General features: G+C 68.1%; 18 protein-coding genes, 1 tRNA gene and 1 pseudogene. 13 read left to right on the top strand and 7 right to left on the bottom strand.

Features of this window, described 5'->3' with window-relative positions:
* Positions 1-77 precede the first annotated feature (77 nt).
* Both A9O67_RS08085 and A9O67_RS13155 read right to left on the bottom strand, forming a co-directional pair.
* The gene (locus tag A9O67_RS08085; RefSeq protein WP_068609119.1) at positions 78-1,139 is read right to left on the bottom strand and encodes an aldo/keto reductase; all 1,062 of its coding nucleotides are present in this window, start codon (positions 1,137-1,139) and stop codon (positions 78-80) included.
* Positions 1,140-1,187: 48 nt separating this feature from the next.
* Positions 1,188-1,376 (bottom strand): annotated as a pseudogene (locus tag A9O67_RS13155) (AMP-binding enzyme); the annotation flags it as partial.
* 275 nt (positions 1,377-1,651) lie between these two features.
* On the opposite strand from A9O67_RS13155, the gene A9O67_RS08075 reads away from it, so the two are divergent.
* The 6 genes from A9O67_RS08075 to A9O67_RS08045 all read left to right on the top strand — a co-directional run bounded on the left by A9O67_RS08075 (position 1,652) and on the right by A9O67_RS08045 (position 8,640).
* A complete protein-coding gene (locus tag A9O67_RS08075; RefSeq protein ID WP_068609113.1) occupies positions 1,652-2,668 on the top strand; it encodes an alpha/beta fold hydrolase in 1,017 nt (338 codons plus the stop codon).
* Between the two features lies 1 nt (position 2,669).
* Positions 2,670-3,548 (top strand): DMT family transporter, encoded by an 879-nt coding sequence (locus A9O67_RS08070; RefSeq protein ID WP_068609111.1) that lies wholly within the window; start codon positions 2,670-2,672, stop codon positions 3,546-3,548.
* 87 nt (positions 3,549-3,635) lie between these two features.
* Positions 3,636-4,740, top strand: a protein-coding gene (gene prfB / locus A9O67_RS08060) for a peptide chain release factor 2 (RefSeq protein WP_156682283.1) whose coding sequence is annotated in 2 segments (ribosomal slippage) — positions 3,636-3,716 and positions 3,718-4,740 — 1,104 coding nt in all. Because the reading frame shifts where the segments join, the coding sequence is not laid out codon by codon here.
* Positions 4,741-4,776: 36 nt separating this feature from the next.
* A complete protein-coding gene (gene pepN / locus A9O67_RS08055; protein ID WP_068609872.1) occupies positions 4,777-7,431 on the top strand; it encodes an aminopeptidase N in 2,655 nt (884 codons plus the stop codon).
* A 33-nt stretch (positions 7,432-7,464) separates the two neighbouring features.
* A complete protein-coding gene (locus A9O67_RS08050) occupies positions 7,465-8,517 on the top strand; it encodes a class 1 fructose-bisphosphatase (protein ID WP_068609105.1) in 1,053 nt (350 codons plus the stop codon).
* Between the two features lie 47 nt (positions 8,518-8,564).
* Positions 8,565-8,640: transfer RNA gene (locus tag A9O67_RS08045), tRNA-Thr, on the top strand.
* A gap of 56 nt (positions 8,641-8,696) precedes the next feature.
* Here A9O67_RS08045 and A9O67_RS08040 read toward each other — a convergent pair.
* A complete protein-coding gene (locus tag A9O67_RS08040) occupies positions 8,697-9,872 on the bottom strand; it encodes a GGDEF domain-containing protein (RefSeq protein WP_082955451.1) in 1,176 nt (391 codons plus the stop codon).
* 32 nt (positions 9,873-9,904) lie between these two features.
* Between A9O67_RS08040 and A9O67_RS08035 the strand changes: the two genes are divergently transcribed.
* Complete coding sequence (locus A9O67_RS08035) at positions 9,905-10,168, top strand: DUF167 domain-containing protein (protein WP_068609103.1); 264 nt, start codon at positions 9,905-9,907, stop codon at positions 10,166-10,168.
* Between the two features lie 3 nt (positions 10,169-10,171).
* On the opposite strand, the gene A9O67_RS08030 is transcribed toward A9O67_RS08035, so the two are convergent.
* The gene (locus A9O67_RS08030; protein ID WP_068609101.1) at positions 10,172-10,849 is read right to left on the bottom strand and encodes a TetR/AcrR family transcriptional regulator; all 678 of its coding nucleotides are present in this window, start codon (positions 10,847-10,849) and stop codon (positions 10,172-10,174) included.
* Between the two features lie 57 nt (positions 10,850-10,906).
* Between A9O67_RS08030 and A9O67_RS08025 the strand changes: the two genes are divergently transcribed.
* Positions 10,907-12,004: an efflux RND transporter periplasmic adaptor subunit gene (locus A9O67_RS08025; RefSeq protein ID WP_197484461.1), complete on the top strand. Its 1,098-nt coding sequence runs from the start codon at positions 10,907-10,909 to the stop codon at positions 12,002-12,004.
* Positions 12,001-15,063, top strand: a complete 3,063-nt coding sequence (locus A9O67_RS08020; protein WP_068609099.1) for an efflux RND transporter permease subunit — start codon at positions 12,001-12,003, stop codon at positions 15,061-15,063. Before A9O67_RS08025 ends, A9O67_RS08020 begins: the two co-directional genes overlap by 4 nt.
* A gap of 1 nt (position 15,064) precedes the next feature.
* Here the strand turns inward: A9O67_RS08020 and A9O67_RS08015 are convergent, their stop codons facing one another.
* The 3 genes from A9O67_RS08015 to coaBC all read right to left on the bottom strand — a co-directional run bounded on the left by A9O67_RS08015 (position 15,065) and on the right by coaBC (position 16,951).
* Positions 15,065-15,475: a type II toxin-antitoxin system HicB family antitoxin gene (locus A9O67_RS08015; protein WP_068609097.1), complete on the bottom strand. Its 411-nt coding sequence runs from the start codon at positions 15,473-15,475 to the stop codon at positions 15,065-15,067.
* Entirely contained in the window at positions 15,472-15,663 is a 192-nt protein-coding gene (locus A9O67_RS08010; protein WP_068609868.1) for a type II toxin-antitoxin system HicA family toxin, read from the bottom strand. Before A9O67_RS08010 ends, A9O67_RS08015 begins: the two co-directional genes overlap by 4 nt.
* A gap of 70 nt (positions 15,664-15,733) precedes the next feature.
* Complete coding sequence (coaBC, locus tag A9O67_RS08005) at positions 15,734-16,951, bottom strand: bifunctional phosphopantothenoylcysteine decarboxylase/phosphopantothenate--cysteine ligase CoaBC (RefSeq protein WP_068609095.1); 1,218 nt, start codon at positions 16,949-16,951, stop codon at positions 15,734-15,736.
* A gap of 96 nt (positions 16,952-17,047) precedes the next feature.
* On the opposite strand from coaBC, the gene A9O67_RS08000 reads away from it, so the two are divergent.
* Genes A9O67_RS08000 through A9O67_RS13450 form a run of 4 tightly spaced genes read left to right on the top strand, consistent with a single transcriptional unit; the run spans position 17,048 to position 21,026 of the window.
* The gene (locus A9O67_RS08000) at positions 17,048-18,715 is read left to right on the top strand and encodes a CTP synthase (RefSeq protein ID WP_068609093.1); all 1,668 of its coding nucleotides are present in this window, start codon (positions 17,048-17,050) and stop codon (positions 18,713-18,715) included.
* Positions 18,712-19,569: a 3-deoxy-8-phosphooctulonate synthase gene (gene kdsA, locus A9O67_RS07995; RefSeq protein WP_068609091.1), complete on the top strand. Its 858-nt coding sequence runs from the start codon at positions 18,712-18,714 to the stop codon at positions 19,567-19,569. Before A9O67_RS08000 ends, kdsA begins: the two co-directional genes overlap by 4 nt.
* Positions 19,566-20,480: a DNA-methyltransferase gene (locus tag A9O67_RS13150; protein WP_082955504.1), complete on the top strand. Its 915-nt coding sequence runs from the start codon at positions 19,566-19,568 to the stop codon at positions 20,478-20,480. Before kdsA ends, A9O67_RS13150 begins: the two co-directional genes overlap by 4 nt.
* A complete protein-coding gene (locus A9O67_RS13450) occupies positions 20,481-21,026 on the top strand; it encodes a hypothetical protein (protein WP_156682282.1) in 546 nt (181 codons plus the stop codon).
* The last annotated feature ends 30 nt before the right edge of the window (positions 21,027-21,056 follow it).

Below are 21,056 nucleotides of genomic sequence, written 5' to 3'. Positions count from 1 at the left end.
ATCATTCGAGGCCCCGGCCGCACGCCGGGGCCGCAAGCTTACCCGAGGCGCCATACGCGCCAGCGCCGCCGCCCCGCTCACTGCGCCGGGTCGCGCAGCTCCCAGCGGATGCGGTCGACGGCCTCCAGCAGCTCGGACGTCAGCTGCACGTCCCACGCGTCCAGACAGGCGTCGAGCTGCGCCAGCGACGTCACGCCGATGATCGTGCTGGCCACGCGCCAGTTGCGGTAGCAAAACGCCAGCGCCAGCTGCAGCGGCGTGAGGCCATGCTCGCGCGCCAGCGCGTTGTAGCGGCGCGCCGCGGCCAGCGCCTCCGGCCGGCCCCAGCGCTGCTTGCGGATGCTCTCGAACAGCGCCAGGCGGCCCTGCGGCGGCCCGGCGTGCTCCAGGCCGGTGTCGTCGTACTTGCCGGTCAGCAGCCCGAAGCCCAGCGGCGAGTACGCCAACAGCGCCACGCCGAGGCGATGACAGGTCTCGTCCAGGCCGTTCTCGTAGCTGCGGTTGATCAGGCAGTACGGGTTTTGCACCGTCACCACGCGCGGCAGGCCGGCCTGCTCGGCCACGCGCACGAACTCGTGCACGCCATACGGCGTCTCGTTGGACAGGCCGACGTAGCGCACCTTGCCGGCGCGCACCAGGATGTCCAGCGCCTCCAGCTGCTCGGCGATACTGGCGCACGGGCGGTCCTTGGCCGGGTCGAAGGTGATCGCGCCGAACATCGGCACGTTGCGCGCCGGCCAGTGGATCTGGTAGAGGTCGATGACGTCGGTGCGCAGCCGGCGCAGGCTGCCGTCGCAGGCGGCCAGGATCTCGGCCTTGGTCAGGCCCGAGGACTCGCCGCGGATCCACGGCATGCCGCGCGACGGGCCGGCCACCTTGGTGGCGAGCACCACGCGCTGGCGCACGCCGGGGCGGCTGGCGAACCAGTGGCCCAGGATCGTCTCGGTGGCGCCGTAGGTCTCCGCGCGCGCTGGCACCGCGTACATCTCGGCAGTGTCGAGGAAGTTGATGCCGCGCTCCAGCGCGCGGTCGAGGATGGCGTGGGCGTCGCGCTCGGCGACCTGCTCGCCGAACGTCATCGTCCCCAGGCAGATCGGGGAGACGGACAGGCCGCCAGCGGCCAGGGTGACGGGTTGCATGGGTGGGGCCTCCTTGGACGGGGAAAAGGGAAACGGGCGGAATCGCGTTCACGCACTGGCGGCAGCCGAGGCGCGCTCGCGGGCGCGCGCCTCCTCCTGCAGCCGCAGCACGCGCCGCTGCACCTTGCCGGTGGTGGTCATCGGCAGCGCGTCGATGAACTCGATTTCCTTCGGGTACTCGTACGGCGCCAGCCGGCCGCGCACGTGCTGCTGCAGCTCGGCCACCAGCGCCGGGTCGAACTCGGCGGCCAGCTCGCCGTAGCAGTGGCGGCGCGGGCGGCGCAGGTCCGGGCCGTCCTCGATGACGGCCAGCGCCTGCGCCTGGTCGGGGTCGTCCGCCCAGCGGCGCAGGCAGACCTGCGCCATGTTGAAGCGCGCCGGCACCTGCCAGCGAAAGGCACCGTACACGGCGTCGTAGAGGTCGGCGTGCAGGCCGGGCGCCGCGGCGCGGTTGTCGTGCGCATGACTGGGCATGGAGGGCATCCCCGTTTGTCTCCTGAATAATTACAAGAATGTATCAAGTCCGACGACCTTCGCGCAGCACCTTCGAGACCGTGCGCGGCCAGCGCTATCACCTGCGGGAGTGGGGCACGCCCCACCCTGACCAACCGCCGCTGTGGCTGTTGCACGGGTGGATGGACGTGTCCGCGTCCTGGCAGTTCGTGGTCGATGCCTTGGCCCAAGAGCGCCACTGCATCGCCCCCGACTGGCGCGGGTTTGGTCTGACGCGCTCCGCCCATCTGGACGACGACCCCCATGGCCCGCCGCCCTACGGCGAGGCCGATCACTATCTGTTTGCCGATTACCTGGGCGATCTGGACTTTCTGTTGGTGCGCCTCAACCAGCGCTTGGGCCGCGCGCCGGACGCGCCCATCGACCTGGTCGGCCACAGCATGGGGGGCAATGTCGCGATGCTGTACGCCGGCGTGCGGCCGACACGCGTGCGGCGACTGGTCAATCTGGAAGGGTTTGGCATGCCCGCCACACGGCCAGAGCAGGCCCCGCGCCGCTACGCCGCCTGGCTGGACGAACTCCACCAACTGGCCCAGGGTGAGCTGACGCTCAAGACCTACCCCGGCCAGGAAGGCGTGGCGCAGCGGCTGATGAAGACCAACCGCCGCCTGCCCGAGGACCGCGCCCGTTGGCTGGCCCAGCACTGGGCGCGGCCGGTGGACCCCGGCGCGCCGGACGGCGAGTGGCGGATTCTGGGGGATCCGGCGCACAAGGTGCGCAGCAGCCAGCTCTACCGGCTGGACGAGGTCCTGGCCGTCTATGGCGCCATCGCCGCCCCGGTGCTGGCGGTGGAGGCCAGCGATGACAGCTTGGCGCAGTGGTTCCCGCGCGGGGAGCATTCGCTGGCCGAATACCACCGACGGCTGCAGGCGGTGCCCCGCTGCCGCATCGCGCGCGTCGAGGATGCCGGCCACATGCTGCACCACGACCAGCCGCAACGGGTGGCCGCCCTGATCGAGGCACACCTGGACGCGCCCGACGGTGCCGACGCCCCCCTGCACGGAGGGGCCGACTGACATGGCGGGCGCAACCTGGAAGACCGACCTGCTCATGGTCGGCGTGGCAGCCATCTGGGGCTCCACCTTCGTCGCCCAGCAAATGGGCATGGACAGCGTCGGGCCGTTCACCTACACAGCGGCACGCATGGTGCTGGGTGTGCTGCTCATCGCGCCGCTGTGGTGGTGGCGGGGCGGCCCGTTCGCCGCCGTGCCGCGCGTGGACAGCCGCGGGCTATGGCGCGACGGCACGCTGCTGGGGCTGGTGCTGTTTTCGGCCATCAACCTGCAGCAGGTGGGCCTGCTGGGCACCAGTGTGTCCAACGCCGGCTTTATCACCGGGCTGTACGTGGTGCTGGTGCCGATCCTGATGCGCCTGCTGGGTCAGCCGGTGGGCCTGCCCGTGTGGCTGGCGGTGGCGCTGGCGGCTGTGGGGCTGTACTTTTTGAGCGTCAAGCCCGACGCCACCATCGCGCCGGGCGATTGGCTGCAGTTGGGCGGGGCCGGCTTGTGGGCCGTCCATGTGCTGCTGGTCGGACATTGGGCGCGGCGCCATGACGCCATCCGACTGTCCATCGTGCAGTATGCGGTCGCCGGGGCGCTGTCCTGGGTGGCGGCCCTGTGGCGGAACGAGGCGATCACCGCCGACGCCCTGACCGGCGCGGCGGGCGCCATCGCCTGGGGTGGCATCCTGTCGATCGGCATCGCCTACACGCTGCAGGTCGTGGCCCAGCGCACCGCCAAGGCGTCGCATGCTGCGGTCATCTACAGCAGCGAGGGCGTGTTTGCCGCCATCGGCGGCTGGTGGATCCTGGGTGAGGCCATCGGCTGGCGCGGATGGGGCGGTGCGGCCCTGATCCTGGCCGGCATGCTGCTTGCGCAATTGGGCCGCCGATCCTGAGCGGCGCGGCCGCCCGCGCACGCCCGGCGTAGGCGCCTACATGCGAAAATGCGGGGTTTTCGAACGTCCGTCACCCGAAAGATCGCCATGGAAGCCGAACGCCTGAACGCCCTTGCCAACCGCCTGCAGGACCTGACGCAGCGCGTCGCCGACTTGCGGAGGTTTCTTTGACTACGACGCCAAGGCGCTGAAGCTGTCGGAGGTCAACGCCGCGCTGGAGGACCCGGGCGTCTGGAACGACCCCAAGCGCGCGCAGGAGCTGGCCAAGGAAAAGAAGTCGCTCGAGGACGTGGTGCTGGTGCTGGACCGGCTGGCGCAGGAGCTGGCCGACAACACTGAGCTGTTCGAGATGTCGCGCGCCGAGGGCGACGACGCGGGCCTGGAGACGATCGAGGCCGACGTCGAGCGCGTTGCGCCGGAGGTCGAGAAGCTCGAGTTCCGGCGCATGTTCAACAACCCGGCGGACCCCAACAACTGCTTCATCGACATCCAGGCCGGCGCCGGCGGCACCGAGGCGTGCGACTGGGCGCAGATGCTGCTGCGCCAGTACCTGCGCTACGCCGAGCGCAAGGGCTTCAAGGCCACGGTGGAGGACGAGCAGCCCGGTGACACCGCCGGCATCAAGAGCGCGACCATCAAGGTCGAGGGCGACTACGCCTTCGGTCTGCTGCGCACCGAAACCGGCGTGCACCGGCTGGTGCGCAAGTCGCCGTTCGACTCTTCCGGCGGGCGCCACACCTCGTTCGCCTCGGTGTTCGTCTACCCGGAGATCGACGACTCGATCGAGGTCGAGATCAACCCCGCCGACGTGCGCGTGGACACCTACCGCGCCAGCGGCGCCGGCGGCCAGCACATCAACAAAACCGACTCGGCGGTGCGCCTGACGCACATGCCCACCGGCATCGTCGTCACCGCGCAGGACAGCCGCAGCCAGCACTCCAACCGCGATCTGGCGTGGCAGCGCCTGCGCTCCAAGCTCTATGAGCTGGAGATGCGCAAGCGCATGGAGACGCAGCAGCAGCTGGAGGCCACCAAGACCGACGTCGGCTGGGGCCACCAGATCCGCAGCTACGTGCTCGACCAGAGCCGCATCAAGGACCTGCGCACCAACGTCGAGGTGTCCAACACGCAGAAGGTGCTGGACGGCGACCTCGACGTGTTCATCGAAGCCTCGCTCAAGCAGGGCGTCTGACCCCCCTCCCCCATCAGGACCGCACCCATGACCGCCATGCGTGAAGGCAGCCCCCGCATCGTGCGCCGCGAGGATTACGCGCCGCCCGCCTACTGGATCGACACCGTCGATCTGACCTTCGACCTCGACCCGGCCAAGACGCGCGTGCTCAACCGCATGCGCGTGCGCCGCAACCCGGACGTGCCGGCGCAGCCGCTGCGGCTGGACGGCGAGGAACTCAACCTGGCGCGCGTGCTGGTCAACGGCCAGGGCACCAGCTTCAAGATGGACGGCGGCCAGCTCGTGCTGGAGGCGCTGCCCGAAGGCCCCGAGCCGTTCGAGCTGGAGATCTTCACCACCTGCGCGCCGGAGAAGAACACCCAGCTGATGGGCCTGTACGTCAGCCAGGGCACCTTCTTCACGCAGTGCGAGGCCGAGGGCTTCCGGCGCATCACCTACTTCCTCGACCGGCCCGACGTCATGGCCACCTACAGCGTGACGCTGCGCGCCGACAAGCAGCGCTACCCCGTGCTGCTGTCCAACGGCAACCTGGTCGACAGCGGCGAGCTGGAAGGCGGACGCCACTACGCCAAGTGGGTCGACCCGCACCGCAAGCCGTGCTACCTGTTCGCGCTGGTGGCCGGCGACCTGGTCTGCCGCAGCCAGCCGATCGTCAGCCGCCACGGCACCGAGCACCTGCTGCAGATCTACGTGCGCCAAGCGGACCTGGACAAGACCGAGCACGCGATGCAGTCGCTGATGGCGGCCATCGCCTGGGACGAGACGCGCTTCGGCCTGCCGCTGGACCTGGAGCGCTTCATGGTGGTCGCCACCGGCGACTTCAACATGGGCGCGATGGAGAACAAGGGCCTCAACATCTTCAACACCAAGTACGTGCTGGCCAACCCGGCCACCGCCACCGACACCGACTACGCCAACATCGAGTCGGTGGTGGCGCACGAGTATTTCCACAACTGGACCGGCAACCGCGTCACCTGCCGCGACTGGTTCCAGCTGAGCCTCAAGGAAGGGCTGACGGTCTTCCGCGACCAGGAGTTCAGCCAGGACATGGCCGGCAGCCCCTCGGCGCGCGCCGTCAAGCGCATCGAGGACGTGCGCGTGCTGCGCACCGTGCAGTTCCCGGAGGACGCCGGCCCGATGGCGCACCCGGTGCGCCCGGACCAGTACGCCGAGATCAACAACTTCTACACCGTCACGGTGTACGAGAAGGGCGCCGAGGTCGTGCGGATGATGCAGACCCTGGTCGGCCGCGACGGCTTCGCGCGGGGCCTGAAGCTCTACTTCGAGCGCCACGACGGCCAGGCCGTCACCTGCGACGACTTCGCGCAGGCGATGGCGGACGCCAACCCCGAAAGCGAGCTGGCGCGCCGGCTGCCACAGTTCAAGCGCTGGTATTCGCAGGCCGGCACGCCGCGCGTGCAAGCCCGCGGCCAGTACGACGCCGAGGCGCGCACCTACACGCTGACGCTGCGGCAGAGCTGCCCGCCGACGCCGGGCCAGCCGGTCAAGGAGCCGTTCGTCATCCCGGTGGCGCTGGGGCTGCTGGACGCCCAGGGCCACGCGCTGCCGCACACCGAGCGGCTGGTGGTGCTGCACGAGCCCGAGACCACCGTCGTCTTCGAGGGGATGGACGCCGCCCCGGTGCCGTCGCTGCTGCGGGGTTTTAGCGCGCCGGTGATCCTGGAGCACGACCTGACCGATGACGAGCTGCGCACGCTGCTGGCGCACGACACCGACCCCTTCAACCGCTGGGAAGCCGGCCAGCAGCTGGCGCTGCGCCGGGCGCTGGCGGCGGTGCGCGCCGACGGCCCGGTGCACGAGCCGCTGGATGCGCCGTTCCTCGAGGCGATGCGCACGGTGCTGCGCCACCCGACGCTGGATGCGGCGTTCAAGGAGCTGGTGCTGACGCTGCCGGCCGAGACCTACATCGCCGAGCAGCTCGACGCCGTCGATCCGCAGCGCATCCACGCGGTGCGCGAGGCGATGCGCCGCCAGCTCGCGCACGCGCTGCACGAAGACTGGGTCTGGGCCTACGAGCAGCACAGGGACAACGGCGCCTACCGGCCCGACCCGGTCAGCGCCGGGCGGCGGGCGCTCGCGGGGCTGGCCCTGCAGATGCTGTGCCTGGCCGCGCGCGACAACGGCAACCCGGTGTGGCCGGGCAAGACCTACCAGCGCTTCAAGGACGCCACCAACATGACCGACCGCTACGCGGCGCTCAGCGCCCTGGTCACGGCCGGGCACGAGCTGGCGGCGCGCGCGCTGGAGCAGTTCCACGCCCGCTTCCGCGACGAGGAGCTGGTGCTGGACAAGTGGTTCGCCCTGCAGGCCGGCGCGCCGGACCGCGGCGGCGACGCGCTGCCGCGCGTGCAGGCGCTGCTGCAGCACCCGGACTTCCACCTGCGCAACCCCAACCGCGCGCGCAGCCTGATCCACACCTACTGCCACGCCAACCCGGCGGGCTTCCACCGCGCCGACGGCGCCGGCTACGCCTTCTGGCGCGACCGCGTGCTGGAGATCGACGCCTTCAACCCGCAGGTGGCCGCGCGCCTGGCGCGCGCGCTGGACCGCTGGAAGAAACTGGCCGAGCCGTACCGCCGCGCCGCGCAGGCCGCGCTGCAGGCCGTGGCGGCGCACGAGCCGCTCAGCACCGACGTGCGCGAGGTCGTCACGCGCGCGCTGGCCGACTGACCCTCCTCCCCTTTTGTAGCCCGGAGTCGCCCCATGTCCGAGTCCCGCATCTCGCTGACCCGCTACCTGATCGAGCAGCAGCGCGTGCACGGCGCCATCACGCCGCAGCTGCGGCTGCTGCTGGAGGTCGTCGCGCGCGCCTGCAAGCGCATCGCCATCGCCGTCGGCAAGGGGGCGCTGGGCGGCGTGCTCGGCTCGGCCGACACCGAAAACGTCCAGGGCGAGGTGCAGAAGAAGCTCGACGTCATCGCCAACGAGGTGCTGATCGAGGCCAACGAATGGGGCGGCCACCTGGCGGCGATGGCCTCCGAGGAGCTGGATGGCATCCACCCGATCCCGAACCGCTACCCGCAGGGCGAATACCTGCTGCTGTTCGACCCGCTGGACGGCTCCAGCAACATCGACTGCAACGTCAGCATCGGCACCATCTTCTCGGTGCTCAAGCGCCAGCACGACGACCCCACCGTCATCGAGCCGGTCAGCGAGACCGACTTCCTGCAGCCCGGCCGCGAGCAGGTCGCCGCTGGCTACTGCATCTACGGTCCGCAGACGACGCTGGTGCTCACCGTCGGCAACGGCGTGGCGATGTTCACGCTCGACCGCGAACAGGGCGCCTGGGTGCTGATCCAGGACCAGGTGCGCATCCCCGAAGACACGCGCGAGTTCGCCATCAACATGAGCAACTGGCGCCACTGGGCCGCACCGGTGCGCCGCTACATCGAGGAGTGCCTGGCCGGCGCGGAAGGCCCGCGCGGCAAGGACTTCAACATGCGCTGGATCGCCTCGATGGTGGCCGATGTGCACCGCATCCTGACGCGCGGCGGCGTGTTCCTCTACCCGTGGGACAAGCGCGAGCCGAACAAGCCCGGCAAGCTGCGCCTGATGTACGAGGCCAACCCGATGGGCTGGATCGTCGAGCAGGCGGGCGGTGCCGCCACCGACGGACGCTGCCGCATCCTCGACATCGAGCCGAAGGGCCTGCACGACCGCGTGGCGGTGATCCTCGGCTCGAAGAACGAGGTCGAGCGCGTGACGCGCTACCACCAGGAAGCTGAGACCGCCGAAACCCCGACGAACGCGCTATAATTTTGGCTTTCCGCGATACTGCCAGCCACCGGTCGGCAAGTCGCCATGCCGCAATAGCTCAGTTGGTAGAGCAACTGATTCGTAATCAGTAGGTCGGAGGTTCGACTCCTCTTTGCGGCACCAGAAAAATCAACAACTTAGCCCGCATCCGAGCGGGCTTTTTTGTGGGCGCCCGGACGTCAGGCGGCCCCAGTCCCCGCGTCCGCGGCAACCACTGTGCGATTGCGGCCACTCCGCTTGGCCTCGTACATCGCTTGGTCTGCCCGGTGCAGCACGGCCTCCAGCGTGACCGATTCCGTGCCCAAGACACTGGCAACACCCAAACTGGCCGTCACCGGAACCCCCAACGTGGGAATACACACGCGTGCCAGACCTTCCCGCAGCTTATCCGCCAGATGCCATGCCTGCTCGGCCGATGTGTCGGGCAGCAGCAACACGAACTCTTCACCGCCGAAACGGGCCACGCGATCGGTCTGCCGCGTCGAGCCCGCCATGTGCCGCGCCGTCTGCCGCAGCACCTCATCCCCCACGGCATGCCCATGACGGTCGTTGATGGTCTTGAAGTGATCCAGGTCGAGCATGATCAGCGACAGCGGCGCGCCCAACCGCCGAGCGCGAGCCAATTCGTGCTCGGCCTGCCGCACGAACTCTCGGCGATTGAGCAAGCCCGTGAGCGGATCGCGCGTGGCCAGGGCCTCGAGCTCGGCGCGCTGGGCCTCCAACTGCCGGTTGGATTCGGCGAGCGCACGCTGCAGCAGCTCGGTGCGCGCGTAGTGGCGCCAAAATAGAATGCTGACCAGAATGGCCAGTGCCGTGGCCGAGGCGGCATTCATGCGGTTGGTGGCGAGCACAGCGGGGTCGTCGGTGGTGCCACCCAATACCCACGCCAGCGCCACCCACGCCATCCCCATCAGCCCCACCATCGTGGACGGCCGCAGCAGCAACACGATGGCCACGCCGACCGCCGCGTTGACATAGGGGTTGACGCTGCTGCTGACCGCCTGATCCATCACGGTCAACACAATCGCCCAGGCGAGCACCACCGCCGAGACGGCCAATGGCAGGATTCGACCCACGATGGGCAACACCGGCCGGGCGTGCAGGCGACGCGCAAGCCACCCCGTCAAGGCCATGACGACAGCCATAGCGCCATGGGCTGTCGCGATCTGTCGCGCCCAGCCGTCGCGCACGGGCTCGTCAAAGGTCAAGAGACCAAACACGGCGATGTGCACCGCATTCAGCGCCACCAGCACCCAAGCGGCGAGGGACAACACCTGCAGATTGCGCCGCACGGCGCTGTCCTGCACCTGTCGGTCCTCGTCGGCCCAGCGGCGCCACGTTTCGCGTATCGTCATGGTTCACCCATCATAAGCAGCCCCTGACCCCGATGGCCGTTCTCGTCGTCTACTGCCAGCCCGGCGCGCGGCAGACCCGCATCGCCGGTCTGCACGACGGTAAGCCCAAAGTGCAACTGCAGGCCCCGCCAGTGGACGGGGCCGCCAACGAAGCCCTGATCGCATTCGTCGCCCGGCGCTGCGGGGTGCCGCGCTCGCAGGTGCGCATCACCCACGGTCACACGAGCCGGCTCAAACGGCTGGCCATCGACGGGCTGGACGATGCGGCCGCCCTGTCGGCGCTGATGGACGGATGACCCTCACGGTTCCGCTCTGCCTGGATCGTCGCCAGCAGCGCCGGGGGCGGCCCCGCTGAGAAACCGCCGCACCACCCCCCGCACATGCCGCCGGCGGCGGCCCTCGTCGGCGAGGCGCAATGGCTGGCGGTAGAGGATGCGCGCGAGTTCCAGCCCCATCGCCATGCCGAGGAGCATCTCGGCGTCGCGCTCGGCCGCGGGCCATGCGCGGCCCTGTGCGGCGGCGTGGCGGCGCAGCAGGGCGGCCACCGCGTCGATGGCCTGCCGCGGCCCGAGGCGCCAGATGCGCTGCAGGTCGGCCTGCGGCTGCGGTAAGGCCGCGATGGCCTGCAAATAGGCCTGGTAGGCCGGCTCGGTGACGAAGGCCAGCATCGAGTCGAGGAAGCGCTCCAGCACCTCGGCCAGGGCTGCCGCATCCGCTGGGGCGGCATCCAGGGCGTCCAGCAGCGGCTGGGCCTCGCGCAGCACGAGCGCTTCCAGTAAGGCATCGCGGTGCGGCCAGCGGCGGTACAGCGTCGCCTTCGAGACGCCACTTGAGCGCGCCACCGCCTCCATTGTCAGCGCCGCCGGCCCGCCGGTCAGCAGCAGCGCGCGGCCGGCGGCCAGGATCTGCTCATCCTTGCGGGTGTCGGGGGGGCGGCCCGGCGCGCCGCTGCGCGCGCCGGCGGTCGGTGGGGTCATGGGGTTTACTGTACGATACCGTTCACTTATTGCCAAGCCGAGCCGGAGGACACCCCCGTGAACGTTGCGCCCCTGCGATTGGGTTCGATGGCCCTGTCGATGTCGATCGCGTTGCTGCTGGCCGGCTGCCAGCGCGCCGAAGCCCCCCGCGGCGAGGCCGCTCCCGCCGTAGTGGCCACCGCCCCGGTGGAGCCGTTGGGCGCTGCGGGCCTCGGGCTGTCGGGCACGGTGCGCGCGCGGGTGGAAGCGCCGCTGGCCTTTCAGGTGGGCGGGCGCATCGCCGCACGCCGCGTGGACGCGGGCCAGAGCGTGCAGGCCGGCCAGGTGCTGCTCGAGCTGGACCCGTCCGATCTGGAGCAGGCGGTGCGCGCCGCCGAGGCCGATGCGGCGGCCGCCGAGGCTGCGCTGCGCACCGCGCAGGCCGACCTGGAGCGCGTGCGGGCGCTGGCTGCTCAGGGCTTCGTCAGCACTCAGGCCACCGACCGCGCGCAACTCGCCACGCGCGAAGCCACAGCACGGCGCGATGCGGCGCAGGCGCGGCTGGCCCAGGTGCGCAACGGCCGCGCCTACGCGCAGCTGCGCGCGCCCGCTGCCGGCGTCGTGACCGACGTCACCGGCCAGCCCGGCCAGGTGGTGGCGGCGGGCCAGCCGGTGGCTACCCTCGCCCAGGCCGGCGCACGCGAGGTGGAGGTGTTTTTCCCGGATACGGTGGCGCCCCCTGCGGCGGGGCAGGCGCGGCTGCCGGATGGGCGCACGGTGGCGCTCGCGCTGCGCGAGGCCGCACCGATGGTGGATACGCTCGCACGCACACGCCGCGCGCGTTACCGCGCCGATGGCCTGCCGCCCGAGCTGCCGCTGGGCAGCGTCGTGACGACGCAGTTCGCGCTGCCGGGCCCGGGCACCACCGCGCCGGCCGATGGTGCCAGCTCGGTGGCCACCTGGCGCGTGCCAGTGGGCGCGCTGGATGAACGCGCCGAGGGGCCGCGCGTCTGGCGCGTGCGCGACGGCAAGCTGGAAGCGGTGCCGGTGCGCGTGCTGCGGATGGACGACCGCCACGCGGTCGTGGCCGCGCCGCTGCAGGCCGGCGAGCGCGTCGTGGCGCTGGGCACGCACCTGCTGCAGCCGGGCATGACGGTGCAGGAGCGCGCGCAATGAGCTTTCCGAACCTGTCGGCGCTGGCGGTGCGCGAGCGCGCCGTGACGCTTTTCTTCCTGATCCTGTCGGTGCTGGGCGGCATCTACGCCTTCGCGACGCTGGGCCGCGCGGAAGACCCGGCCTTCACCGTGCGCGTGATGCAGGTCAACGTGGCCTGGCCCGGCGCCACGCCGCAACAGCTGCAGGAGCAGGTGGTGGACCGGCTGGAGAAGAAGATCCAGGAGGTCGAATTCCTCTACCGCATCGAGACCACGATCCGCCCCGGACAGGCCACGCTGCAGGTGGAGTTCCACGACTACACGCCGCAGGCGCGCGTGCCCGAGCTGTTCTACCAGGTGCGCAAGCGCATGTGGGACGCGCAGCGCGAGATGCCCGCCGGCGTGATCGGCCCGGTGGCCAACGACGACTTCGCCGACGTCTATTTCAGCCTGCTGGCGCTGACCGCGCCCAAGCTGCCGCATGATGAGCTGGTGCGCGAGGCCGAGCGGCTGCGCGACGAGATCCAGCGCATCGACGGCGTGCACAAGGCGCTGCTGCTGGGCGAGCGCACGCAGCGCATGTACGTGGAGTTCGACAACGCACGGCTGGTCAACCTGGGCCTGTCGCCGCAGGCCATCTTCGAGGCCATCGACGCCAGCAACCGGCTGGTGCCGACCGGCCGGCTGGAAACCGACGGCCCCCGCCTGCACATCCGACTCGACGCCGACCTCTCGGATCCCGAGGCGCTGGCGCGGCTGCCGATCCGCGCCGGCGGCAAGGTGATCCGCCTGGGCGACATCGCCACCATCCGCCGCGGCTACGAGGATCCGCCCAGCTACCTGGTGCGCGCGCGCGGGCAGGACGCGGTGCTGATCGGCGTCGTGATGAACAAGGGCGACAACGGCCTGCAGCTGGGGCAGCGGCTGGCGGCTTATCTGGAGCGCGAGAAGACCGAGCTGCCGCTGGGGCTGGAGCTGACGCAGCTGACCAACCAGGCCGACGCCATCGCCAAGGCGGTGAACCTGTTCCAGATCAAGTTTCTGGTGGCGGTGGTGGTGGTGATGGGCGTCAGCATGCTGGCCATCGGGCTGCGCGCCGGTCTCATCGTCGGCATCGCGGTGCCGGTGACGCTGGGGTTGTCGTTCGTGGTGTTCAAGGCCATGGGCATCAACCTGGACCGCATCACGCTGGGGGCGCTGATCATCTCGCTGGGTCTGCTGGTGGACGACGCCATCATCGCGGTGGAGATGATGCTGGTGAAGATGGAGGAAGGCTGGGACCGGGTGCGCGCCGCCGCCCACGCCTGGAACGTGACGGCCGCGCCGATGCTGTTCGGCACGCTGGTCACGGTGGCGGGCTTTCTGCCGATCGGCTTTGCGCGCTCGGGCGTGGGCGAATACGCCGGCAACATCTTCTGGGTGCTGGCCGTCAGCCTGCTGGTGTCGTGGCTGGTGGCGGTGACCTTCACGCCTTATCTGGGCGTGAAGATGTTGCGCGACGTCCCGCCCGAAGCGCGCCACGGCCATGACCAGCTGTACCAGACGCCGGCGTACCAGCGGCTGCGCCGCGTGGTGGCCTGGTGCGTGACGCAGCGCAAGACCGTGGTGGCCACCACCGTGGCGCTGCTGGTGCTGGCCGCCGTGGGCATGGCCAAGGTGGTGCCCAAGCAGTTCTTCCCCAGCAGCGACCGTCCCGAAGTGCTGGTCAGCGTCTATTTGCCGCAGGGCACGAGCGTGCGCGTCACCGATCAGACCGTGCGGCGGCTGGAGGCGATCCTGGCGCCGATGCCGGAGGTCAAGACGCTGTCGGCCTACGTCGGGGCGGGGGCACCGCGCTTTTTCATTTCCGCCAACCCCGAACCGCCCAACCCGGCGTTTGGCAAGCTCATCGTCGTCGCGCATGACGAAGCGAGCCGCGACCGCATCATCGCCACGCTGGAAGAGCACATCCAGCGCGGGGAGTTTGCCGAAGCGCGCGTGCGCGTGGCGCGGCTGCTCTACGGCCCACCGGTGGCCTGGCCGGTGCAGTTCCGCGTTTTCGGGCCCGACCCGGTGGAGCTGCGCCGCGTCGCGCACCGCGTGCGCGAGGTGATGGCGGCCAACCCGCACGTGGTCGATGCCCACTTGGAGTGGGACGAGCGCGTACCGGTGCTGGCGCTGCGCGCCGACGCGGACCGGCTGCGGCTGCTGGGCCTGACCCCCCAGGACGTGGCGCAGCAGCTGCAAACGCTGCTCGACGGCGTGCCGGTGACGCAGTTGCGCGTGGGCCACCGCACGGTGGAGCTGATCGCGCGCGGGGCGGTGATGGGCGCGCGGCCGAGTGCCGAGACCATCGGGGCGCTGGAGCTGCTCAACCGCGACGGGCGCAAGGTGCCGGTGGCGCAGCTCGGCCAGCTGGAGGTGCGCTACGAGGAGCCGGTCATCAAGCGCTACAACCGCGAGCCGTTCGTGGCCGTGCAGGCCGAGGTGCGCGGCGCGCAGGCCAACGACGTCACCGCCGCGGTGTGGAAGGCGCTGGAGCCGCTGCGCGCCGAGCTGCCGCCGGGCTACCGCGTGGCCATTGGCGGGTCGGTGGAGCAGTCCGAAAAGGCCAATCTCTCGATCCAGAAGCTGCAGCCGCTGATGGTGGCGGCAATGCTCGTCTTCATCATGCTGCAGATGCGCTCCTTTGCCGGCACCTTCATGGTCGTGGCCACCGCGCCTCTGGGGCTGATCGGCGCGGTGCTGGCGCTGCTGGTGTTCTGGCAGCCGTTCGGCTTCGTGGCGCTGCTGGGGCTGACGGGCCTGGCGGGCATCCTGATGCGCAACACGCTGATCCTGACGCAGCAGGTGGCCGACAACTTCGAAGCCGGCATGGCCGCCTTCGACGCCGTGGTCGAAGCGGCGGTGCAGCGCGCGCGGCCGGTGGTGCTGACCGCCCTGGCTGCGGTGCTGGCCTTCGTGCCGCTGACGCACGACAGCTTCTGGGGGCCGCTGGCCTATGTGCTGATCGGCGGCGTGGCCGTCGGCACGGCCATCACCCTGCTGTTCGTGCCGGCGCTGTACGCGCTGTGGTTCCGCATCCGGCCGGCGGCGGCCTGACTCACTCCAGGCTGAGGACCAGCCGCTTTCCCAGCGCGGCGGCGGCGCGCTCCAACTGCTTGAGGGTGGGGTTGCCGGGGCGGGTCAGCCGCTGCGCCGCCGGCCAGGAGGTGCCCATGGCGCGGGCCAGCTCCGACAGGCTGTGCCCCTGCCGGGCGAAGTGGATCAAGAGCGCGGCCTGCACCGGCGCATCGGGCAACGCCACCGGGCGGCCGTTGGCCGGCGACGGCGGCGGGATGACCTCGCCCTGCTCCAGGCGGACCGCCAGCACGCCAGTGAGCACCTCGGCGGCGTTGAAGGCGGCCTGTTCTTCGGTGTCGCCTTCGGTGAAGGCTTCCTCCAGATCGACGAATTGCACGAGAAAGCCGCCTTCGGGCTGCGGCTCCAAGGTGTAGGGGTAGGCAACGTTCATGTCAGCTTGACTCCGCTTTGCCGTTCGATGGCCTTGACGAGACCGGATGAAAGCTCGCGGCTGCCGTGCACGGGCACCGGCACGCTGCGCGGCGCGCCCGGCTTGACGAGGATGTGGTGGCTGCCCTGCACCCGCACCAGACGCCAGCCCGCAGCTTCCAGCCGCTTGATGATCTCCTTGCCATTCATCTTTTTATGATAGATCATCAACGGTAATTGCTACCCCATCCGCTGATCCAGAACCACGGGGATGAGGGACCTAGACATGGCCGAGCCGGCGCGCGATCTCGCCGACGAGCTGGCGCGCCAGCGCGATCTTCGGCGCCGGCGGCAGCTCCACCGCCTCGCGCTCGTCCACCAGCAGCAGGGCATTGTCGTCGCGGCCGAAGGTGTCCGGGCCAATGTTGCCGACCAGCAGCGGCACGCCCTTGCGCAAGCGCTTGGCCTGCGCGTGCGCCAGCAGATCGTGGCTCTCGGCGGCAAAGCCGACGCAGTAGAGCTCGCCGCGGCGCGCGCGCGGCAGCGCCGCCACGGTGGCCAGGATGTCCGGGTTCTCGACGAAGGCGAGCGCCGGCGGCGGACCGCTGCCTTCCTTCTTCAGCTTGCGCTCGGCCGCCTGCGCGGGGCGCCAGTCGGCCACGGCCGCGGCGGCGATGAAGACGCTGGCCGTCTCGACCTCCGCCAGCACCGCGTCCAGCATCTGCTGCGCGGTCTGCACGTCCACGCGGCGTACGCTCCGCGGCGTGCGCAGGTGCACCGGGCCGGCCACCAGCGTCACCTCGGCGCCGGCCTCGCGCGCCGCGCGCGCCACCGCAAACCCCATCTTGCCGCTGCTGTGGTTGGTGATGCCGCGTATGGGGTCGATCGGCTCGAAGGTCGGGCCCGCCGTCACCAGCACGCGCTGGCCGCGCAGCACCTTCGGCTGCAGGCAGGCGACCAGCTCCTCGACGATCTCATCCGGCTCCAGCATGCGGCCGTCGCCGACCTCGCCGCACGCCTGCTCGCCCTGCCCCACGCCCAGCACCGCCGCGCCGTCGGCGGCCGCCTGCGCGACGTTGCGCCGCGTGGCCGGGTGTGCCCACATCTCGCGGTTCATCGCCGGGGCCAGCAGCAGCGGCACGCGCTCGGCCGGCCGCGCCAGGCACAGCAGCGCCAGCAGCTCGCCGGCGCGGCCATGCGCCAGCTGCGCGATGAAATCGGCGCTCGCCGGCGCCACCACGATCGCGTCGGCCCAGCGCCCCAGGTTGATGTGCGCCATGGCGTTGGGCTCGCGTGCGTCCCACTGGCTGGTGACGACCGGGTGGCCGCTCAGCGCCTGCATCGTCACCGGCGTGATGAACTGCGCCGCCGCGTCGGTCAGAACCACCTGCACATCGGCGCCGGCCTGCACCAGCAACCGGCACAGCTCGGCCGACTTGTAGCAGGCGATGCCGCCTGACAACCCCAGGACGATGTGCTTGCCGTCGAGTTCTTTCATGCGACCGCACTATACCGCCGGGCACCCGCACCGGACGGGGCCGGCTTTTATAATCGGCCTTTCCACAGACGGGCCCGTGGCGGCCCGCCCATTGACATGACCAAATATGTGTTCGTCACCGGCGGCGTGGTGTCGTCCCTGGGCAAGGGGATTGCCTCCGCGTCGCTGGCCGCGCTGCTGGAGTCGCGCGGCCTCAAGGTCACGCTGATCAAGCTCGACCCCTACCTCAACGTCGATCCGGGCACGATGAGCCCGTTCCAGCACGGCGAGGTGTTCGTCACCGACGACGGCGCCGAGACCGACCTGGACCTGGGCCACTACGAGCGCTTCATCACCACGCGGATGAAGCGCACCAACAACTTCACCACCGGGCAGATCTACAAGTCGGTGCTGGAGAAGGAGCGCCGCGGCGACTACCTGGGCAAGACGGTGCAGGTCATTCCGCACGTCACCAACGAAATCCAGACCTTCATCCAGCGTGGTGCCGAAGGGGTGGACGTGGCGATCGCCGAAATCGGCGGCACGGTGGGCGACATCGAGTCGCTGCCGTTTCTGGAAGCGGCGCGACAGATGAGCCTGCGCTTGGGGCCCAACAACGCGGCCTTCGTGCACCTGACCTACGTGCCCTACATCGCCGCCGCGGGCGAGCTCAAGACCAAGCCGACGCAGCACACGGTGCAAAAGCTGCGCGAGATCGGCATCCAGCCCGACGCGCTGCTGTGTCGCGCCGACCGCGTCATCCCCGACGAGGAGCGCGAGAAGATCAGCCTGTTCACCAACGTGCCGCTGTGGGGCGTGATCTCCATGCCCGACGTGGACACGATCTACAAGGTGCCGCGCGTGCTGCACGAGCAGGGGCTCGATGGCCTGATCTGTGACAAGCTGCGCCTGCACACCCCGCCGGCCAACCTCAAGCGCTGGGACGACTTGGTCTACGAGGTCGAGCACCCGCAGGGCGAGGTGCGCATCGCCATGGTGGGCAAGTATGTGGACCTGTCCGACAGCTACAAGTCGCTCAACGAGGCGCTGCGCCACGCCGGCCTGAAAAACCACGTGCGCGTGGCCATCACCTATATCGACTCGGAAACGCTGGACGACGACAAAGTCGCCGAGCGCCTGGGTGGCTTCGACGCCATCCTGGTGCCGGGTGGCTTTGGCAAGCGCGGTGTGGAGGGCAAGATCCGCGCCGCGCGCTACGCGCGCGAGCAGCGCGTGCCCTACCTGGGCATTTGCCTAGGGATGCAGGTGGCGACGATTGAGTTTGCGCGCCATGTGGCGGGACTGGAGGGCGCCAACTCCACCGAGTTCGACCCGCACACCCCGCACCCGGTGATCGCGCTCATCGACGAATGGCTCGACGCCGACGGCACACTGCAAAAGCGCGACGCCAACACCGACCTGGGCGGCACCATGCGGCTGGGGGCGCAAAGCGCCGACGTGCTGCCGGGCACACTCGCCTACCAAATCTACGGCCCGGTGGTCACCGAACGGCACCGCCACCGCTACGAGGCCAACACCCAATACCTGGACCGGCTGCGTCAGGCGGGGTTGGTGATTTCGGCCCTCACCCAGCGCGAGCAACTCACCGAAATCGTGGAGCTGCCGCAGGACGTACACCCGTGGTTCATGGGGGTGCAATTCCACCCCGAATTCAAGTCCACCCCCTGGGACGGGCATCCGCTGTTCAACGCCTACATCGCGGCGGCGCTGCGGCACCAGCAGCAGCGCGCGCCACAAACCACCCCGGAGGTCGCATCGGCATGAATCTGTGCGGATTCGAGGTCGGCCTGCACCGGCCTTTTTTTCTGATCGCTGGGCCCTGCGTGGTCGAGAGCGAGCAGCTGCAGATGGACGTGGCCGGCGAGCTCAAGGCCATCACGGCCGAGCTTGGCATCCCCTTCATCTTCAAGAGCAGCTACGACAAGGCCAACCGCTCGAGTGGCCAGTCATACCGTGGTCCGGGGCGGGAGCGCGGGCTGGAGATTCTGGCACGCGTGCGGCGCGACGTCGGTGTGCCGGTCCTGACCGACGTACACACCGAGGCCGAGGTGCCCGAGGTGGCTGCGGTGGTGGATGTGCTGCAGACGCCGGCATTCCTGTGCCGCCAGACCGACTTCATCCGTGCCGTGGCGCAAAGCGGCAAACCGGTCAACATCAAAAAAGGGCAGTTCCTGGCACCCCAGGACATGAAAAACGTCATCGACAAGGCACGCGCCGCCGCGCGCGAGGCGGGTCTGAGCGAAGACCGCTTTCTGGCCTGCGAGCGCGGCGTGAGCTTCGGTTATCACAACCTGGTGTCGGACATGCGCAGTCTGGCCATCATGCGCGAGACGGGCGCGCCCGTCGTGTTCGACGCCACGCACTCGGTGCAGCTGCCCGGTGGCCAGGGCACCAGCAGCGGCGGCCAGCGCGAGTTCGTGCCGGTGCTGGCGCGGGCGGCGGTGGCCGTCGGCATCGCCGGCCTGTTCATGGAGACGCACCCCAACCCCGCGCAGGCGCTGTCGGATGGGCCGAATGCCGTGCCCCTGAAGCACATGCGGGCCCTGTTGGAGACCTTGGTCGCGCTCGACCAGGTCACCAAACGGCAGGGTTTTCTGGAAAACCGGATAAAGTCATGATTCAAACAAATTTTGACGCACGCGGGCTCATTTTTTACTGCGATAATCTCGACGTCCTAAGAAAATTACCATCAGAGTCAATAGATATGATTTACATTGATCCGCCATTCAATACCGGAAAAAACCAGACGAGAACGCAAATAACGGTACAGCAAACGAACAATGGGGATAGAATAGGTTTTCAAGGTAGGCGCTACAAAACCATTGAAATAGGAACAATGAAATTCAAAGATATTTTTGACGACTATATAGCCTTCCTTGAACCGCGTCTTACAGAGGCGCACAGAGTTTTGGCAGAACACGGCTCACTTTACTTCCATATCGATTACAGAGAGGCGCATTATTGCAAGGTTCTTCTAGATCAAATTTTCGGAAGAGAACAATTTTTAAATGAGATCGTTTGGGCATATGATTACGGTGGCCGACCAAAAGACAGGTGGCCACCAAAGCATGATAATATACTGTTTTATGCAAAAAAACGGGGCAGACACCTATTCAATTCCGAACAAGTCGAGCGAATTCCTTATATGGCCCCTTCGCTAGTTGGACCTGAAAAGGCAGCTCGCGGAAAACTACCAACTGATACATGGTGGCACACGATAGTCCCAACAAACGGAAAAGAAAAAACTGGTTATCCAACCCAAAAACCACTAGGAATAATACGACGAATGATTCAGGCGTCATCACCACCGAACGGCATAATCTTAGATTTTTTCGCTGGAAGCGGAACGACGGGACATGCAGCTATAGAGCTTGGGAGAAGGTTTATACTAGTTGACAATAATCTTGATGCTCTACAAACAATGTCAAGAAGATTCGAAAAATTTGATGAAATCCAATGGATTGGATTTAGCCCAAACAAGGTTACTCGCCAGAATCGTGAACTTTTTACCACAGAGGAGGAGCGTTAAATGCACACCTACCCATCAGACCCCGAAGTTCGCCTTTTAGCTAGTATTGCAGAAGCAATAAAGCCAGACTACGTAAACAACCAGGAAGATGATCCGTGGGCGAGGAGTCCCTTTGGATGGATTAAATCAAGACCATCACGACAGGTTGGAAAAATTGGTGAGCAGCTAGTGGCAGGCTGGTGCGCCGCAAAAGGATTCAATGTAAACAGAAGTAGTAGCTCGGAAGCCGATAGAATTATTGAAAACAAACTAGTCGAGATAAAATTCTCCACCCTCTGGGAAACAGGTATATATAAGTTCCAACAGATCAGGGATCAAAATTATGATTTTGTATTTTGCCTTGGGATTTCCCCATTAGATGCTCACTGTTGGGTGATTTCTAAAGAGACATTGAAAAAACATGTGATCGGGGTAACACCCCAACATACCGGAGCTAGAGGAAGCGACACTTTCTGGATATCGGTTGACCCACGAAACCCACCGCCATGGCTCAAACGATATGGAGACCGTTTAGCCGACGCTTACAAAATCATAAGCAATTGGTGAGTCGAGTGAAGAAGATAAATTAGGAGATTT

The sequence above is a fragment of the Tepidimonas fonticaldi genome (assembly GCF_001675355.1).
GTDB classification, from domain to species: domain Bacteria; phylum Pseudomonadota; class Gammaproteobacteria; order Burkholderiales; family Burkholderiaceae_C; genus Tepidimonas; species Tepidimonas fonticaldi.
The sequence above is the reverse complement of the archived record's forward strand: the minus strand, read 5'-3'. Positions and strand labels throughout refer to the sequence as shown.

What these genes read in the sequence shown, in the direction of transcription:
- A9O67_RS08085 (WP_068609119.1), bottom strand. Translation starts at nt 1,139, where the DNA reads ATGCAACCCGTCACCCTGGCCGCTGGCGGCCTGTCCGTCTCCCCGATC.
- A9O67_RS08075 (WP_068609113.1), top strand. Translation starts at nt 1,652, where the DNA reads ATGTATCAAGTCCGACGACCTTCGCGCAGCACCTTCGAGACCGTGCGC.
- A9O67_RS08070 (WP_068609111.1), top strand. Translation starts at nt 2,670, where the DNA reads ATGGCGGGCGCAACCTGGAAGACCGACCTGCTCATGGTCGGCGTGGCA.
- pepN (WP_068609872.1), top strand. Translation starts at nt 4,777, where the DNA reads ATGCGTGAAGGCAGCCCCCGCATCGTGCGCCGCGAGGATTACGCGCCG.
- A9O67_RS08050 (WP_068609105.1), top strand. Translation starts at nt 7,465, where the DNA reads ATGTCCGAGTCCCGCATCTCGCTGACCCGCTACCTGATCGAGCAGCAG.
- A9O67_RS08040 (WP_082955451.1), bottom strand. Translation starts at nt 9,872, where the DNA reads ATGACGATACGCGAAACGTGGCGCCGCTGGGCCGACGAGGACCGACAG.
- A9O67_RS08035 (WP_068609103.1), top strand. Translation starts at nt 9,905, where the DNA reads ATGGCCGTTCTCGTCGTCTACTGCCAGCCCGGCGCGCGGCAGACCCGC.
- A9O67_RS08030 (WP_068609101.1), bottom strand. Translation starts at nt 10,849, where the DNA reads ATGACCCCACCGACCGCCGGCGCGCGCAGCGGCGCGCCGGGCCGCCCC.
- A9O67_RS08020 (WP_068609099.1), top strand. Translation starts at nt 12,001, where the DNA reads ATGAGCTTTCCGAACCTGTCGGCGCTGGCGGTGCGCGAGCGCGCCGTG.
- A9O67_RS08015 (WP_068609097.1), bottom strand. Translation starts at nt 15,475, where the DNA reads ATGAACGTTGCCTACCCCTACACCTTGGAGCCGCAGCCCGAAGGCGGC.
- A9O67_RS08010 (WP_068609868.1), bottom strand. Translation starts at nt 15,663, where the DNA reads ATGAATGGCAAGGAGATCATCAAGCGGCTGGAAGCTGCGGGCTGGCGT.
- coaBC (WP_068609095.1), bottom strand. Translation starts at nt 16,951, where the DNA reads ATGAAAGAACTCGACGGCAAGCACATCGTCCTGGGGTTGTCAGGCGGC.
- A9O67_RS08000 (WP_068609093.1), top strand. Translation starts at nt 17,048, where the DNA reads ATGACCAAATATGTGTTCGTCACCGGCGGCGTGGTGTCGTCCCTGGGC.
- kdsA (WP_068609091.1), top strand. Translation starts at nt 18,712, where the DNA reads ATGAATCTGTGCGGATTCGAGGTCGGCCTGCACCGGCCTTTTTTTCTG.
- A9O67_RS13150 (WP_082955504.1), top strand. Translation starts at nt 19,566, where the DNA reads ATGATTCAAACAAATTTTGACGCACGCGGGCTCATTTTTTACTGCGAT.
- A9O67_RS13450 (WP_156682282.1), top strand. Translation starts at nt 20,481, where the DNA reads ATGCACACCTACCCATCAGACCCCGAAGTTCGCCTTTTAGCTAGTATT.